The sequence below is a fragment of the Tumidithrix helvetica PCC 7403 genome, assembly GCF_965232925.1.
Taxonomy (GTDB): domain Bacteria; phylum Cyanobacteriota; class Cyanobacteriia; order Pseudanabaenales; family Pseudanabaenaceae; genus Tumidithrix; species Tumidithrix helvetica.
In genome coordinates this window covers 148,581-164,200 of the sequence record NZ_CBDDRA010000011.1, presented here as the reverse complement: position 1 = coordinate 164,200, position 15,620 = coordinate 148,581, and the positions used below count along the sequence as shown (strand labels likewise).

The window sequence follows — 15,620 nt, the reverse complement described above, 5'->3', positions numbered from 1 at the left end:
ATGCGAATGCATGGTTTTGATGCTTTGACGGAGGCAATTAGCCATTTAAGCCATAATATCAAGCAAATACTCTCATTTTGCCTTTAGGTTTACTTCTTTTCTCCTATTTACTCAAGAATGAAACAGCCCTGCCATCGCAAGGGGGGAGAACTCACTTGTCCCCCTTTTGTAAGGGGGATGCCCGATATGGCAGGGGGATCAAGCCCCTCGGTTCCAGTAAGTCGGCTTGCTTTGTTCCGAAATCCTTAACCCGAATTCACGTCGTTTTAGGTAATTTATGCGGACAAATGTTGAGCAAGTAGACCGATCGCTCGCTTCCAAAAACAATTCCTCATGGAACCAAACAAGCTAACTCTTCTTTCCTGTCTGCGAATTCCAGAGACCTGCATAGATACCTTACTGTGCAAATAGTTATTCGGGTTTTGCTCCACTAGATAACTGCGTTCCCTTATATAAATGCGATCGGCATTGCGAATTATTTCTCGGCATTATTTTCTTTGAGATAGCCTCCTGCATGGAGAAAGTCAAGAATTTGCTTTACACAGAGTTCATACTCGCTTTTGCGGCTAAAAAACAAAGATGGAAGGCGCAAAATTAGCACTGAACCTACGATACCTTGAAAGAAAAGCGAAAAGAGTATCTGCTGCACATTTGGCTGTTTCGACACTGTGTCTGCTTTCAGCACAATCATCGTAATGTGATATTCATTCCAGCGAATTTTACTGCTGGTCGCGATAACCTGGTCAATTTGATTCAGGTCACACTCAAAGATGTGCGTTCCTAACCCACCTTGTTTTTTTAGTGTCAATTTCTTGGTTATCTTATTAAGACTAAGCGTTGAAATTCCACCGAATAAGATGTTTATTCCTACAGCGATTGTCACCATTACCATGCCCATAAAATAATAGGAGAATCGATCGTCCTCCTGCAATGTTAGTTGCGGTTGTAGGGCGTTTTTCAGAAAAGTTTGAATTTGTACAACCTGAGACTGCAATTGGCTTTCATTCGCTGAGCTAATAGAAGAGGGTACCTGTTCCTGTGCTGTAGTTAGATAAATCTCATAGATTTTACGACCCTTACTACTACCTACAGGAAAGAAACTTGCCCCTGTAATCTGTTGAAGTTGCCAACTGCGTTGGCTTTGAACTTGCCCCAACCAATTAGATTTGGTTAACGTACATTGTCCTTGAGTGGGTTGTTGCAAGTCACGAGTGCAGGATATCGTTATCAGTTCTGCCTTCGTTAGCAGGATAATCCCCAAGCAGACAATTAAGCCACCAAACAGCCACGCTCCCCAAGGAAGATGCCGCATGGTCAAAATGTTTGCTGTTCGTTTAATTAATTTCATTAGCAGGGGTTGCAAGAATTGTTATTCTACCTTCTACAATAAAGCGCGATCGCAAGAATGACAGTTTATAATTTTGGAGCGATCGTAACTTCCCAACTTTAGTTTTCAGTGGAGTGTTTAATCTAGAGCCAAGTTTCATAACTCTACTTTGCTGTTCGACATTGTCCACCACCCACCTAGGTAACTGTGAGAAACCCGCCGCCCACTGCGGCTAGTGTGGATACCGATCCGATCGCAACTCCAACAGTCAGTAGTTCGCGAAATGTAATTGACTTCAAGCTAGGTTTCGGTTTCCATTCGCCAAGCCGCGATGCTCCATCTCCATCTGGACTAGATGCTTCACTGGGCGGTAGTCCAGCCACTCCTCGACCTCATTCCAAGCGAGGTAGCCCCCGTCAGTATCGGGCACCTCGATTGTAGCGATGCCGTCATCCCCCAGACTCGCCACTCGGCGCAGATCGTCGCTTGAGACGGTGCCTGCTGTCCGTTTTAGTACGGCATGCAACGCCGAAAGTGCCTCTCGAGCCACGTTTCGTTGCCAAAGCGCGCTGTAGAGCGGCGCAACAGCCCGCGCATCTCCTATCTTCGCGAGTGCGAAGGCTACATGGCGTTGAACGTACACCTCGCTCTCTTGGAACGCGCGAAGGAGGGGCATCACAGCGCGCGGATCGTCAATCCTGCCCAATGCTTCTGCCGCGAATCTGCGGGTGTAACCACTCGAATCTTGGAGAGCTTGGCAGAGGGGCTCGAAGGCGGCACCGCCCAGTGCGACCAACCTAGCGACCGCTTCCTGGCGGGATGGGAATTGACCGTGGTTAGGACGATCCCTGCTGCCATCCCTGAGCATATCCATCGCCGTTTCACAAATTTCGCGAATTCTTTGTAGATTGGTATTAGCCTTAATCTGCACATCCTCTATAGGCTCACCGTTCCATCCATATGTTATCAATTCCTCTAAGATTGAAATGGGTGTGCTTGGATTGCTTGCTACAGACTGGGGGATAGCGAAGTCTTCGTCAGCAGGGTCGCGATCGCCTGCTAGCTTTGCCAAAACTAAGGCAGGAGTATTTGGATTCCTTGCAATTGCTGTACGAACGTGAAAATCTTTGTCTAGGGCGAGCTGTTCGAGGATGGCGACAGGTGTTTTAAGGCTTTCGGCAATGGTGATGCGAATTGCTCGGAAAGAGCTTTGGGAAAGCGTAAGTATTTCTTTAATGTCAAGATTATCTCGATTTGCAGACTTAATTGCTGCCTCTATTTCTCTAGCTATACTTGGATTGAGTGTTACTTCATCAGCATACTCATCGGCTAGCAATTCTAGGATTCGTCTTGGGGTCGTTGGGTTCAATGCAAGACTTAAACGAACTGACCAGTCTTTATATTCCAATAGGTTTTCTAGAATAACAGATGGAGCATTCTCATTGGCTGCAACAACTGCGGCTAATGCCCTCCATGAATAATCATAGATAACGCTTTCAAGCGCTCTAAAAGGAGCGTTGGCATGTCGAGCAATTAATTGGTAAAACTCCCACTTTAAAGGATCTTCTGTAGAATCCTTTTCCAATGCGTAGAACATATTTTCAAGCATTTCGGTCGAAGTTTGCTCATTGTGGAGCATCTTTGACCATTGAGAAGCTGTTTCGGTGTCTAATTTCATACAGAAGCTCCTAATTCTCTTTTGCACGAACTAATCAAGCCAGCTAATCGTTTCTCGTCAGTGGAGATCTATGAACTGAACCAAAATTATTAGAATCTATTTGTTTTGTCCCCTGCACGGCACTTGTTGGGCTGTTGACGCCTAGTCAATGCCGACGGCTAGGACTAGGAACCTACCCTGATGTCGATTACCCAAGGGCGAAAACCTTCTTTCATGACATAATCGCCTCCCTGTTTAATGATACCCCGATCGCCATTTACAGCTGCTGCGTTGACAAAGAGAATCCCCAGTTCCTCATCCCAAAAGACCCCGCCAGAGTCATGCTCGTGACCGAAAACATGTAGTCGGGGGCGCTCAGACGGTGGTATCCCTCGCAGACGAGCCCGCAGAGCCACGCTGCCAATTGCAATCGGCTTTTCTCGCAGGACTCCACCATATTGCACGCTGGAGTCGAGAATTCCCAGAGGTGGGCTATGCGTGATCAGCACATCCAGTCCAGGGGGGATATCTGCGTATAGTTCCATCAAACGCTGAGGGTCGCGGGCAAAACCCTCGTAGCGCAGAGGGTTGTCTTGTGTCATCGCCTGTCGGCGAGGTGTCAGACCTATGTATGGCGAACCAAAGAACTTCAACCCTGCGATCGCTTCAGCCGAATGCTGGAGCAAGCGCATGGGTGCATAGCGATCGTCAATGCCGTTGTCTTTGAATAAGTCCCTTGCAGTGGTCATCAATTCATTGCTCCATAGTTCTCCCGGTTGCGAAAGGGTGGCGGTTTGGAGCCATGTCTCTACGTCCAGTGGCTTGTCATGATTTCCAGCGATCGCCACGACACCGTAGGTGAACCGATCCGCCAGCGATCGCAGCCATACTGCTGCATCAGTAAGCTCAGAAAACAGTCCATTCTTTGTGTGATCTCCCGCGTGGATCAACAAATCACCCTCAGGAAAAAGAGAGATAGGCATATCAACATTGTGTGTGTCCGAAACGATAACTAACCGCAACCATCCTGGAGTACGGGGTGTATCAACAGACATTATCGCTATATCTCTCATTTCCATCATGCCTCGTTCTTGAGCGAGTATCCTAAGCTATTTTGGGTGAACCGATACGACCCACTGCAACTTTGATGATTGCTTCACAATTATGATTGACCACATCGAATATCATACCCCGAGACTGCGTCTGCCAAAATGGAAAATAGCTCAATGTCCAATCCAAATCAACGAAGGTTGAGCATCGAGTTTTCGTGCATAAAATCGATTGACTGCTACCATAGGCATATCAGCCACTTCAAAAGCACCTGTTTCAATATCGATGCCACAATCTTGCCATAATTTCTTTCTTCGACTTGCTGGCGCACTTGAGATTCATAAATTTTATCGCCACGTTGGGCAAACTCTTCTTTGCTATAACGGGGTTGTCGAACTGCCATGGGCTTGACCTCGTTTTAACCTTGCTTTTCCTATATTCTATCCACTTCAATCGCTACCCAAAAACTCTGCGATCGGCTCGCTTTCGCCTTTCAGCCACGGCACGATTTCTTTTGCGATTAATCGCATTACTTCTGCTGCTCCAACTTCGTATGCTATCTGGTCAAGCGTTCCTGCACCGCTCGTACATCCGCTTCCTGGTTCGCATCCTGCATAACCAAGTTCCTTGACTGCATAGCAGCCTTCGCCTGTGCCGAATGGATAGGAATTTGTTGCTGCGCGGAAATAGCGATCGAATGTTGCCTCCGTTGGTGCTAAGCAGTATGCCTCCGCTGCTTGCAGCGTCTTCGCGACTGGATGATTGCTCGGATATGCTCGCTTCTTTATCAATTCCTTTCCTGCTGCAATTACCCCTCGCGTTAGGATTTGCCTCGGCAACAAATCAAGTGGCTCCTCGCTGCACGCCAGATCGAGCCAGTGGATGAATTCATGGAGTGCCGCTTGTGATGGCACAAGTGAGAGCTTTTCTAGTGCAATCTGCTTGATATCATTTTCCACGTCTTGGCTCTCCTACATTTTGTCGTGGAATCTACTAAACATTGATAGCATTTTGTCAGCGATCTAACGCCGCAGGTCAGGCGCGCTGCTAAGCGTCGCCTGCACCTGCTGGTTCGGCTCCGCTCTGGTTCCAGTTATGGATTCTCTCGGCTAGCAGCTTCGTCCGCTCCGACACCAGGATGCCTGAATACTTCGCTGTCTCGATTTCAGATGCAACCAAATAGGCATCCACATACGGCAGAAAACCGTCTACGTTCTCTGGACTCACGCCGCTGGCAAGAGCCACCGGATGTGTCCCGGCCCCAGATCGCAAGGCCCTTGCCTTCTCGACTGTCGCGGCGTATCCGGTCCCTGGGCCGCTCGATGTTATCACGTCCATCCACGGACTTGCTTTTCTGGCTGCATCAGGCAGCAGGGAAGCAGGTACTTCTCGTTGGTACTTGAACGCGACACCACCGAAGTAGAGTCCTTCCCATCCAGTTTTGTGGCGTGCTTGCCGAAACCGCTCTCCGGCGGGCTGCGTGTCCGACTGCTCGTCAATCTCGGCATTGTCCGACCAGATGCCGCCGACTGGGAGTCTGGCGATAAGACCGATGACTTCTTCAGGATCCGATCCAAGGAGGTTCACCCCGATCCATAGGTCATCGTATCGCCGACGCACTTCCGGGATGAAGTCGAGCACTTGTGATGAGGACATCCCCTGATTGATGAGGAACACTCCATCGGCACCGGCACGAACCGCCGTGTCGATGCTCTGTATCGCCGTGTCTCTCGCGATCGGGTGAATGACGGGCAGAAATACGCGTGACCGCCTGAAGACCCGATGCAAGGCATTCTCATTCTCTCTCATGCCATGTCCTCTGCTTGCCGAACGGTGTAGGTTAGCAGCAAAAGATCGCTGCTAACCCAACTCCAAAATATCACAATTTTGTCCGCTCCAACGATGTTATGGGAAGACGGCGAGGCTTGAGTGGTGCTGAAATAATTTGTCTGCTGCTAGTGGATTGTTTTTTACGAAGATCGTTACAAATTGCTTGCAAATCATAGTTAAAGGACTTCGCGTGTTCTTCACGGATTCTATAAATCTCTTCTAAAACTTCATCTTTCCACATAATCAATCTCCCATTAACTCATTAGGTGTACAAATCGTTGACTTCCAGTAATGGAAAATCACGCAGGATATCAAGTCTCTTATCTGCCATCTCTGCATCTCCTCTTGCTACCTCGTCTAAAACTACTTGGGAGATATAGAGGGCAAATTGCTCTCGGCGTGTGTCCCACCATTCTTGTGTAATCCCCAAGTTTGCCATGAGGATCAAGTTATTGCTGGGTCTGGCTGTTAAGTAACCAACCACGCTAGTTTCGATGTAGACAGTTTCGCTCATTTGAAATGCGTTAGTGGTATCTGTATTTTATCCCAAACTGCTCAAAACCGTAGGTTATCCACATCAGACTACTGTGGCTCAATTGTTAGGGCGACACCAATGCCGCTCGTACATCCGCTGCCTGGTTCGCATCCTGCATAACCAAGTTCCTTGACCGCATAGCAGCCTTCGCCTGTGCCGAATGGATAGGAATTTGTTGCTGCGCGGAAATAGCGATCGAATGTTGCCTTCGTTGGTGCTAAGCAGTATGCCTCCGCTGCTTGCAGCGTCTTCGTGACTGGATGATTGCTCGGATATGCTCGCTTCTCGATCAATTCCTTTCCTGCTGCAATTACTCCCCGCGTTAGGATTTGCCTCGGCAACGAATCAAGTGGCTCCTCGCTACAAGCCAGATCGAGCCAACGGATGAATTCATGGAGTGCCTCTTGTGATGGCGCAAGTGAGAGCTTTTCTAGTGCAATCTGCTTGATATCGTTTTCCACGTCTTAGCTCTCCTACATTTTGTCGTGGAATCTACTAAACATTGACAGCGCTTTTGTCAGAGGTCTAACGGTGAAGTTATGCTGCATCACTTACAGAAGATTAGTAGCTAATCACGTTGTCCCATCCTTGAACGGGCTTTTTCTCGTGACTCAAGTAAAGCTTTCAAGATTTTTTGACGCTCTACTGTTTTCCAACTCTCTATAAACCTTGTTATGGCCACATTAACCATATCTTGTAAGGCAGGAGCTTCAGAACCAAGTTCGAGGAGAAGCTCCGCTCTAATCATTTGTAACTGTTGATGTAGGTCGTCAGGAATTCGAGTACCAGCCATAAGGAATCAACGCTTTTAGTTGTAGATTTTACTTGACTAGAGCCTGTAAACATGGTTACATGTATATTGGCACGCGGGCGAAAAATATGTATAGTACAGACTATTATGGAGCAAAATACATGAGTAATATTTCTGCCAAATACTTGATAAACGGCAAACTGCCTGTCATTTCTGTGTTTTCAGGAGCGGGTGGGCTGGATTTAGGCTTAGAAGCAACTGGTATTTTTGAAACACGTTGCTGTCTTGAGGTAGATAGCCACTCTTGCATTACCCTTCGCCATAATAGGCGAGAGGGACGAAGAAGCGGAACCCATGATTTTTTAAGCAACGCAGTTGTGTTGCAAAGGGATGCTTGGCAAGTTGAGGGAGATGCTTTGCTAAGGGCGGCTAGACTGCGTAAAGGGCAGGTCGCTTTATTAGCAGGAGGTCCACCGTGTCAATCATTCTCAGTATTTGGTCGTCGTCGAGGGATGGACGATCCGCGTGGGAATCTGATGTGGCGATTTGTCAGCTATGTAAAGGCTCTTGAGCCTGAATGTTTTTGGCTGGAGAACGTCCCTGGTTTATTAACGGTGAATGGTGGCGAGACGTTTAAACAAGTCTTGCAAGCTTTAGAAGCAATTCAGCCTTATAAGGTTAAGTTCTATGTTGTGGAAGCTGCTGATTACGGTGTTCCTCAATATAGGAAAAGGGTTTTCATTATAGGGTCACGTTCTGAAATCGAACTTCCTAGCAATCTGCCAGAATTACTAGCAACGCATGGTGGAACAGAACAACTCAAAAGAGATGATATCCAAATGGAAATTGATCGTCTACCGAGAGTTTGTGTTAAACATGCATTGACTGGTTTACCTGAAGAACTTAGAACTATTCATAATCATATTGGTAGAAAGCACAGTGATGAGATTAAGAACAGGTACAGAAATTTGAGGTTTGGAGAGAGAGATTCTGCCACTAGAATCAATAAATTACATCCAGATAGACCAAGCTATACGATAATTGTTGGTTCAGATAAAGGAGGTGGTAAAGGGCATGTTCATCCCTTTCAACCGCGTGAAGTCACTCCGCGTGAATCAGCAAGGATGCAAACTTTTCCAGATTTCTGGTGTTTCTCTGGAACTAGCAGACATCCTATCCGTCAGGTTGGCAATGCAGTTCCTCCTGTATTAGCAGCTGTTTGGGCTAAGTACATAGCTCTCAACTTATTTGGCATTCCTTTAGGCTCTGTACGAACAACTGATGAAATGCTTATTTCTTTGGGACAAACTCACTTGTTACCAATGTTTCAACAAACAACCGTAGATGCTGAAAAAAAAGCTGGACTAGAAGCATTACTTACTCCCGATCTTATACCTGTCTGATTGCTACTCAACTCTGTCAACAAGCTGTCGAATTAATTCATCACAATCAGAAGCGCAAGCAAGATTAACATCGCCCTCTAACCAAATGACATTTATACCGCGATCATTAGTAAGGTAGTTGAGCCACCAGTCATCAGGTCGCTCTTGGGCAACAATACACAATAGCGTAGATTCTTGTGGAAACTCATGAGCGTACCGATACCTGTATTCGTATACTTGACTGACAGCTTTCCGAATTTGAGATACTACGTTGTTAGAATTGCAGCTTTTCATCTCAAAAAGAATCTTTATGCCATTAAGTTCACCAGTCAGGTCAATATAGATGTTGTCTTTAGGTTCTTTACATCCTCTGGCTCGAAGCTGTTCTTCTACTTTCTTAACTAGAAATCTATGATAAGCGTTACTTTTTTGGCGTTTTAATTGAGTTAATTCAGGGTCAGCAGTTGATTCATTTGAGTTATATGTTCTTGAAGGACGAAACGCTTGTCTAGGAGTTAGAGGGGGGAAACTCACTGTTGGTGAAATAGTGAATGACTCGTCAGCTTCTTCACGATCACCTTGAGTTGATAAAGTTTGATTACTTGGCAAGCTTCCTGTTAAACAAGAATAGACATCTTGGGGTAATTTGCTTCCATCATAGTATTGCGACCAAACAGCATCATAAGCCATTTGCTTAAGATGTGCCTCAATGGAGAGAGAATCGTAGTTATAGAACTCCTCACAGAAGCTAGTCATGCTAGCTATTGTGTTAATCATTTCCAACTTGGAGCTACTTGATTCTAAATCATTGCTTAGATCTAACATCAAACTCCCTCCAGAACGTTTGATTAAACCTGTTGTTTCCAAAAAGTGAAAGTTTCGCTGAAACTCTTCGAGATCTAGAGTAGAAGGTAACTCCTCAACTTCAGATGATCGTAAGACTCTAGAAATCTCATCTTTAGAAGGGCTTGGATGTTGATTAGTAAATGTGCTATTGAACAAGAAAAATATTTCTTTGTGTGTCAAACTGACGGTTGAAAGAGCAATATTGCTTACTTCAGCTTTTACCTTTAAGGCTCTTAAGATTAGTCTAAAAGGAACCACTCTAATCTGAGACTCAATCATTTTTACTATTGGATCACGAGCATTCCAAACTATAAGTGCAGAATTAGGTTTATACTGTGTGCCAACAATGTATGGATACTGAAGTAAACATAATTGAACTCTAGAAAATGCTCGAACGTTAGGCTCGTCTCCGCAAAGAAGTTGAGATGCAGCACCGGAAAGCCTGCACACCCACCTATCCCCTTCGCGCACTACTATCAAGATTCCTAAAAAGCTGGCATAGGAGCTAAATTTGTCACGGTAAAATGATGGATCTCGCTCACTATCATTAGATCTACCAGACAAAACTAGAAATCTATCGACTATGGCATCACGATCATAGGTTTGACCATCAAACTCTGCAAAGATTGTAGAAATGTCAATCAGGTATTCTTCAAAGTCAGCCTCAGTACTCTGAATCTTATTTGCTAAAAAACGGATGATCGGTGGTGGGGACTGAAGCATACAAGGTTACTTCATAGAATAATCAACACACTATGTTAACCTAATTCCGTTTACTTGGTTGCCATGCACTACTGACTTAAGTTCTTAGCTATCCGCTTGAGATGACTTCACCTACTTACCCAGATGAGTAATTTTCAAAAAAGTTACTTGTGCCGATTGAACGATCCCATCAAAGCAAATCACATGCAGTAGGTTCACAATTATTTTGCTTCACAGCTAGGTCTTGCTACGAGACCTTGATAAGGTTCTGCGGCAAAGGCGCGATTGGGTTCGCTTAGCAAAAAGCGATCGCAGATGCCAAACAATTCCGCTTCGCTACGGGCGCGGCGCATCTCGTTTAAAAAGGCTCCTGCCGCATCCACACCCTGACCGATGAAATTGAGATATTTTTTCATGTTATCGACCCGCGATCGCTCGGGGACTTCTGGGGCAGTGACCGTGTTGTGCAGGCGATCGATGTAGGTTCTCACTTCATTCAAAGTCACGGTAGTAATGGGTTCACCGCTCAAAGCTTGGCGAATTTGCTGAAAGATCCAAGGGTTGCGAATCGCAGCACGCCCGACCATCACACCTGCTGCACCTGTCTCTGCCAAAATCGCTAAAGCATTCGCCGCCGAGGAGACATTTCCATTCGCTAGGACAGGACATTTCACGCGCCGAACGGCATGGGCAATCTGATCGTAATGCACCTCACTGCGATACATTTCCCTGACCGTGCGACCGTGCAGGCTGAGCAGATCGATATCGTGCTTATTAATCAAATCGAGAATGCGATCGAAGTTCGCCGTATCTTCAAACCCAATTCGCATTTTGACCGTAAATGGAATCGCGATCGCCGATCGCAGTGCCCCCAGAATTTGGTCGATTTTGTCAGGATCGCGCAGCAACCCACCCCCAACGTTTTTGCGATAGATTCTAGGCGCAGGACAACCCATATTTAGATCGATACCTGCGATCGCATAGCGGCATAACTCTTGGGCAGACCGCACGAGATCGGGAATGCTCTCCCCAATCAACTGGGCGAAGATCGGGCGACCCGTCGTATTTTCCGTAATGGAACGCAAAATATATCGCTCTGGACGGGAATTCGCATAAACGCGAAAGTATTCCGTAAAGAAGTAATCGGGACTGCCGTAAGTAGCGATCGCACGCATAAAGGGTAAATCCGTGACATCTTGCATGGGCGCAAGGGCTGTCAGGGCTAATCCTGCTTGCAGGGGAGGAGGAAGGCGATCGTTTGCCATTGTAATCGTGATGTGCTTACAGAGTCTGGAAACTTACTATACAATGCAAGTCGGCTAGGACTGTCATAAAATAATTAAATCGCTTACGCTCAAATAGATGTTATCAAAACTACGAGTTCAACACTACAAGAGTCTCTTTGATACCACCGTTGACTTAGAGCCACTCACGGTATTCATTGGCCCCAACGGCTCTGGTAAATCGAACATTTGTGAAGCTTTAGCTGTCTTATCTAATTTTTTACAACAGCTAATACATAGAGGTATTAATACAGACAATACTAAAGATTTTTTCGCAGAGTCATTAAGATTTATCAGCCAGAATCCACAAAGTCTTGAAGCTAAATTTTGGCAGGGTAAATTAGACGATATCTTCTTTGAAGTTTCTACTTCTTTGAAAATTACAACCGCATCTTCTATCAACATTCTTTTAACCCTGGGGCTTCGTTTTATCTATTCTCAGGAAAAAGTTGCAATGAAGATCCCCTTGGGGATTACCAATCAATCCACTGGTTTTGAACAGAAAAGTATAAGTGCTCTAAGAGAAGCTTTAGTCGATCATGAATATCCAGAATCTGAGCTTGCCTACGATTTGAGGAGAGTTAAAATTTATGACTTCGCGCCAACTTCTTTGTCAAATATTGTTCACTCACCTGATGAAATGAACAGGTCAGGACAAGGGATTGCCTATACTCTATTGGATATTTTGCTTGACAATCGTGAAAGTTTTGATGAACTAGAAGATCGTTTAGTAAAGTTAGTTCCAAACATCAAAAGAATTTCCTTGCAGCGTGGAAGCACACAAAATGTCTCATTGGAATTGATTGATAAATATTCAGAGCATCATATCCCTGCCTCTGACATATCGGATGGGACATTAAGGATTTTAGCTTTCTTAACCGCGTTATACCAAAAGAGCACGCCAAGCATTATTTGTTTTGAAGAAATAGAGAATGGCGTTCATCCTTGGTTGTTACACAAAATGATGGAGTTATTAAAAATCGTTTCGACTGAGGGAATTAATGGTAAGCCAGTGCAGGTGTTAATCACGACTCATTCTCCTGTGCTATTAAATTATGTCGAACCGTATCAAGTTCGGGCAGTAGAGCTAGATGACGAGGGGAAAACACAAGTTCATGCTTTGCCTACAGATTCTATGCGTTTTCAAAAAGCGCTGGAAGCCTATGATGGTTCGCTAGGTGAGCTTTGGTTTACAAACGTATTTGGAGGTAACCCAGCATGAGCCGTCCGATACGAATTGGACTAATTGCTGAAGGTGATACAGAACTTGGGGCAAGTATTCCATACATCAAGCCAGAAGATGGTGGAAAAGTCCTAGAGAGGGAGAAAGAAGGAGCACTGCACAGGTTAATTCGGCGAGAACTTAATGAGATCGGATTACCTGATTGTAGTTTTGTCCAGAGGCATCCAACAATCAAAGAGAGTGGAGTTTATAAAGTAGCGAAAGTACGCACAGGACACTCAATTTTAGATCCAAGATATTTAGCAGAAGTGACGATCACATGGAAGCCCGAAGAAGTCGATATGATTGCGATCGTAGTTGATGCAGATGATATTAAACCCCAAAGAGAGAAAGCCTTAGAGCTTGCCTTGAGTAAAATTCGCAATTTTCGCTTAGATATTAATGAGGAACCGATCCCCGATCGCAGTGCGGGTGGGCTAGCGATTAGAAATTTTGAAACATGGTTATTGGCTGACATTCAAACTGTCTCAACGATTTTAGGTGTGGAAATGGAAAAGCTGGGAAATTTAGAGGATGAAGCTAAAACAAAGGAAATATTGGAGAATGCGATTGCTCAATCAACATACCTTGCCGAAGATACAAGCAATCAACGCCCACTTCAAATTCGTTGGAACCTAGCCGAACAGATTGATTTGACAATGCTTAAAGTTACCTGTCCAATGGGATATGCAGTTTTTGTTCAAGATTTAACAAAAGCTGCAAAAGTAGCCACTGCAATGATTATAAGTCTTTGACAACTGCATAATATTCTAAGTATCAGACTGAAGGATTCGACAGATTGAGAGCGTGTCGCACATCTTGGTGATTTGATTGCAAATCTTCTCAAACTGTCTGCGATCTGTAATATCAATGCTGAGGTCGATCATGGCAGACGAACCAGGGCGGGTTTTTACACTGGCTTGGCGCACGTTGACCTTGTTGTCAGACAAGCGCGTCAGAATATCTTTGAGCACCCCAACGCGATCGATCGTTTCCACTCGAATATCTACAGGATAGGTCATCGGTCGCTCTAGTTCTTTTTCTTGGTTCCATCGCACGGGAATCAAGCGATCGCCAGGAATATGACTGACATTATTGCAGTCCTGACAATGGATAGAAATACTACGGTTGCCGCCCAAGGTAACAACGCCGATGATTGGTTCGCCGGGTAAAGGTTTACAGCATCCAGCGATATTGTAAATCATACCCTCTATGCCCAAAATAGGAGACTTAGAAGGAGCAGGACTAGATGGGAAAGAAGGTAGAGGTTCGGATTTTAACTCAGACTTGTTACTCCGTCCATCTTGCTGACCTTCGCGCAGTTTGTTGACTAGCATGTTGAGCGAAATCTCACCATAGCCTAAAGCTGCCAGCAGATCGTCAACACTGTGGTAGTTACAGCGTTCTGCAAGTTTGAACATCTGATCGGACTTAAGCAGCGTATCCAAGCCACTTTTGCCGAGTTCTTTTTCTAAGAGACTACGCCCAACTGTGAGATTTTCATCTCGACGCGATCGCTTAAACCATTGTCTTATGCGATTCCTAGCAGCTCCAGTGGAAACAAAATTAATCCAATCCAAACTAGGGTGGGCGTTATTTTGGGTGAGAATGGCAACGATATCGCCATTCTTGAGCTGGCGATGCAGAGGAACCATGACATGATTGATTAAAGCTCCCGCGCAGTGATTTCCTACTTCTGTGTGAACGCGATAGGCAAAATCGACAGGCGTGGAACCACGCGGCAGACAATAGACATCGCCTTTGGGACTAAAGACATAGACTTCGCTCTCAAACAGATCTTCCTTGAGACTATCGATGTATTCCTGCGGATCCTTGAGTTCTCTTTGCCACTCGACCAGTTGACGCAACCAAGTGAACTTCTCTTCGTCTCCCTTGGCAACAACAACGCTAGAAGAGTTCGCTTCCTTATATTTCCAATGGGCGGCAATCCCATATTCTGCAATGTGGTGCATTTCCCACGTGCGAATTTGCACCTCTACGGGTTGACCGTAGGGGCCAATTACCGCAGTGTGTAGGGACTGATAGCGATTGGGTTTGGGCAAACCCACATAGTCTTTAAACCGTCCTGGAATGGGGCGGAAAATATCATGGGCGATCGCGAGAACGCGATAGCATTCCTCATTGGTATTGACAATTACCCGCACTGCCAATACATCATAAATTTCGTCATATTGCTTTTGCTGGCGTTCCATTTTTTTATAGATGCCATACAAATGCTTGGGTCTACCACTGATGTCAAAGTTGGTTAAGCCAATTTTAGTAAGACGAGATCGCAACGATCCCAACACTTCTTGAATTTGGGCTTCGCGACTGCTGCGAGTTTCGGTGACTAGATTTTTGACATACTGATACTTATCGGGTTCCGTGTACTTAAAGGATAAATCTTCAAGTTCCCACTTCATCTGCCAAATTCCAAGACGATTGGCAAGGGGGGCAAAGATTTCCTTGGTTTCCCGCGCAATCAGTTCCTGCTTTTCTGGACGCAAATGCTGCAAGGTTCGCATATTATGCAGGCGATCGGCCAACTTCACCACAATCACGCGAATATCCTGCGCCATCGCCAAAAACATGCGGCGAAAATTTTCTGCCTGCCGCTCTGTTTTGCTCTCAAAGTTAAATTTTGACAGCTTGGTTACCCCTTCAACCAGTTGTCTGACCTCAAGCCCAAATTCTGCTTCAATTTGCTCGCAACTTACGGTGGTGTCCTCAACCACATCATGCAAAAAGCCTGCGGCTATCATTGCCTGATCGCCACCAAGATTGCGTAAAATCGTTGCCACCTCCACAGGATGCACGATGTAAGGCTCACCTGATGCGCGACATTGACCTGTATGGAGCTGATAAGCAAATCGAAAAGCGCGGCAGACTAGATCGGTGTCTTCGCGATCGCCACTTTGAAGCCTATCCCAGCAATCTTGCAACCAATTGGGAATCCACGTTTCAACCTCGGACGTACAGTCGCTTGAGGTTTCAGTCAGTAAGGTAATTGGTGTCATGTGTTGAGCAGCCCACGA

General features: G+C 45.6%; 14 protein-coding genes and 2 pseudogenes. 3 read left to right on the top strand and 13 right to left on the bottom strand.

From position 1 onward, the window contains the following. Positions 1 to 475: 475 nt before the first annotated feature. The 10 genes and pseudogenes from ACP2WE_RS12355 to ACP2WE_RS12310 all read right to left on the bottom strand — a co-directional run bounded on the left by ACP2WE_RS12355 (position 476) and on the right by ACP2WE_RS12310 (position 7,192). Positions 476 to 1,348, bottom strand: a complete 873-nt coding sequence (locus tag ACP2WE_RS12355; RefSeq protein ID WP_425215851.1) for a hypothetical protein — start codon at positions 1,346 to 1,348, stop codon at positions 476 to 478. Positions 1,349 to 1,622: 274 nt separating this feature from the next. Next, entirely contained in the window at positions 1,623 to 3,005 is a 1,383-nt protein-coding gene (locus ACP2WE_RS12350; RefSeq protein ID WP_425215850.1) for a HEAT repeat domain-containing protein, read from the bottom strand. 164 nt (positions 3,006 to 3,169) lie between these two features. Beyond that, entirely contained in the window at positions 3,170 to 4,039 is an 870-nt protein-coding gene (locus ACP2WE_RS12345; RefSeq protein WP_425215849.1) for a metallophosphoesterase, read from the bottom strand. 168 nt (positions 4,040 to 4,207) lie between these two features. After that, a pseudogene (locus ACP2WE_RS12340) lies at positions 4,208 to 4,437 on the bottom strand (hypothetical protein). Positions 4,438 to 4,483: 46 nt separating this feature from the next. Next, positions 4,484 to 4,993, bottom strand: a complete 510-nt coding sequence (locus ACP2WE_RS12335) for a hypothetical protein (protein WP_425215848.1) — start codon at positions 4,991 to 4,993, stop codon at positions 4,484 to 4,486. Positions 4,994 to 5,081: 88 nt separating this feature from the next. After that, positions 5,082 to 5,843 (bottom strand): BtpA/SgcQ family protein, encoded by a 762-nt coding sequence (locus ACP2WE_RS12330; protein ID WP_425215847.1) that lies wholly within the window; start codon positions 5,841 to 5,843, stop codon positions 5,082 to 5,084. Positions 5,844 to 5,913: 70 nt separating this feature from the next. Beyond that, complete coding sequence (locus ACP2WE_RS12325) at positions 5,914 to 6,105, bottom strand: hypothetical protein (protein ID WP_425215846.1); 192 nt, start codon at positions 6,103 to 6,105, stop codon at positions 5,914 to 5,916. Positions 6,106 to 6,138: 33 nt separating this feature from the next. Next, a pseudogene (locus ACP2WE_RS12320) lies at positions 6,139 to 6,378 on the bottom strand (PIN domain-containing protein); the annotation flags it as partial. Between the two features lie 68 nt (positions 6,379 to 6,446). Continuing rightward, a complete protein-coding gene (locus tag ACP2WE_RS12315; protein ID WP_425215845.1) occupies positions 6,447 to 6,860 on the bottom strand; it encodes a hypothetical protein in 414 nt (137 codons plus the stop codon). Positions 6,861 to 6,967: 107 nt separating this feature from the next. Then, on the bottom strand, positions 6,968 to 7,192 hold the full coding sequence (locus tag ACP2WE_RS12310; RefSeq protein WP_425215844.1) for a hypothetical protein: 225 nt from the start codon (positions 7,190 to 7,192) through the stop codon (positions 6,968 to 6,970). 119 nt (positions 7,193 to 7,311) lie between these two features. Here ACP2WE_RS12310 and ACP2WE_RS12305 point away from each other — a divergent pair, with 119 nt between their 5' ends. Then, positions 7,312 to 8,553, top strand: coding sequence for a DNA cytosine methyltransferase (locus tag ACP2WE_RS12305; protein ID WP_425215843.1), 1,242 nt, complete (start codon positions 7,312 to 7,314; stop codon positions 8,551 to 8,553). A gap of 3 nt (positions 8,554 to 8,556) precedes the next feature. Here the strand turns inward: ACP2WE_RS12305 and ACP2WE_RS12300 are convergent, their stop codons facing one another. Then, the gene (locus ACP2WE_RS12300) at positions 8,557 to 10,101 is read right to left on the bottom strand and encodes a hypothetical protein (protein ID WP_425215842.1); all 1,545 of its coding nucleotides are present in this window, start codon (positions 10,099 to 10,101) and stop codon (positions 8,557 to 8,559) included. Between the two features lie 200 nt (positions 10,102 to 10,301). After that, positions 10,302 to 11,345: a tRNA dihydrouridine synthase gene (locus tag ACP2WE_RS12295; protein ID WP_425215841.1), complete on the bottom strand. Its 1,044-nt coding sequence runs from the start codon at positions 11,343 to 11,345 to the stop codon at positions 10,302 to 10,304. Between the two features lie 97 nt (positions 11,346 to 11,442). On the opposite strand from ACP2WE_RS12295, the gene ACP2WE_RS12290 reads away from it, so the two are divergent. Both ACP2WE_RS12290 and ACP2WE_RS12285 read left to right on the top strand, forming a co-directional pair. After that, positions 11,443 to 12,585 (top strand): AAA family ATPase, encoded by a 1,143-nt coding sequence (locus ACP2WE_RS12290; protein ID WP_425215840.1) that lies wholly within the window; start codon positions 11,443 to 11,445, stop codon positions 12,583 to 12,585. After that, a complete protein-coding gene (locus ACP2WE_RS12285) occupies positions 12,582 to 13,340 on the top strand; it encodes a hypothetical protein (RefSeq protein WP_425215839.1) in 759 nt (252 codons plus the stop codon). Before ACP2WE_RS12290 ends, ACP2WE_RS12285 begins: the two co-directional genes overlap by 4 nt. A gap of 15 nt (positions 13,341 to 13,355) precedes the next feature. On the opposite strand, the gene ACP2WE_RS12280 is transcribed toward ACP2WE_RS12285, so the two are convergent. After that, on the bottom strand, positions 13,356 to 15,602 hold the full coding sequence (locus ACP2WE_RS12280) for a RelA/SpoT family protein (protein WP_425215838.1): 2,247 nt from the start codon (positions 15,600 to 15,602) through the stop codon (positions 13,356 to 13,358). Positions 15,603 to 15,620 lie beyond the last annotated feature (18 nt).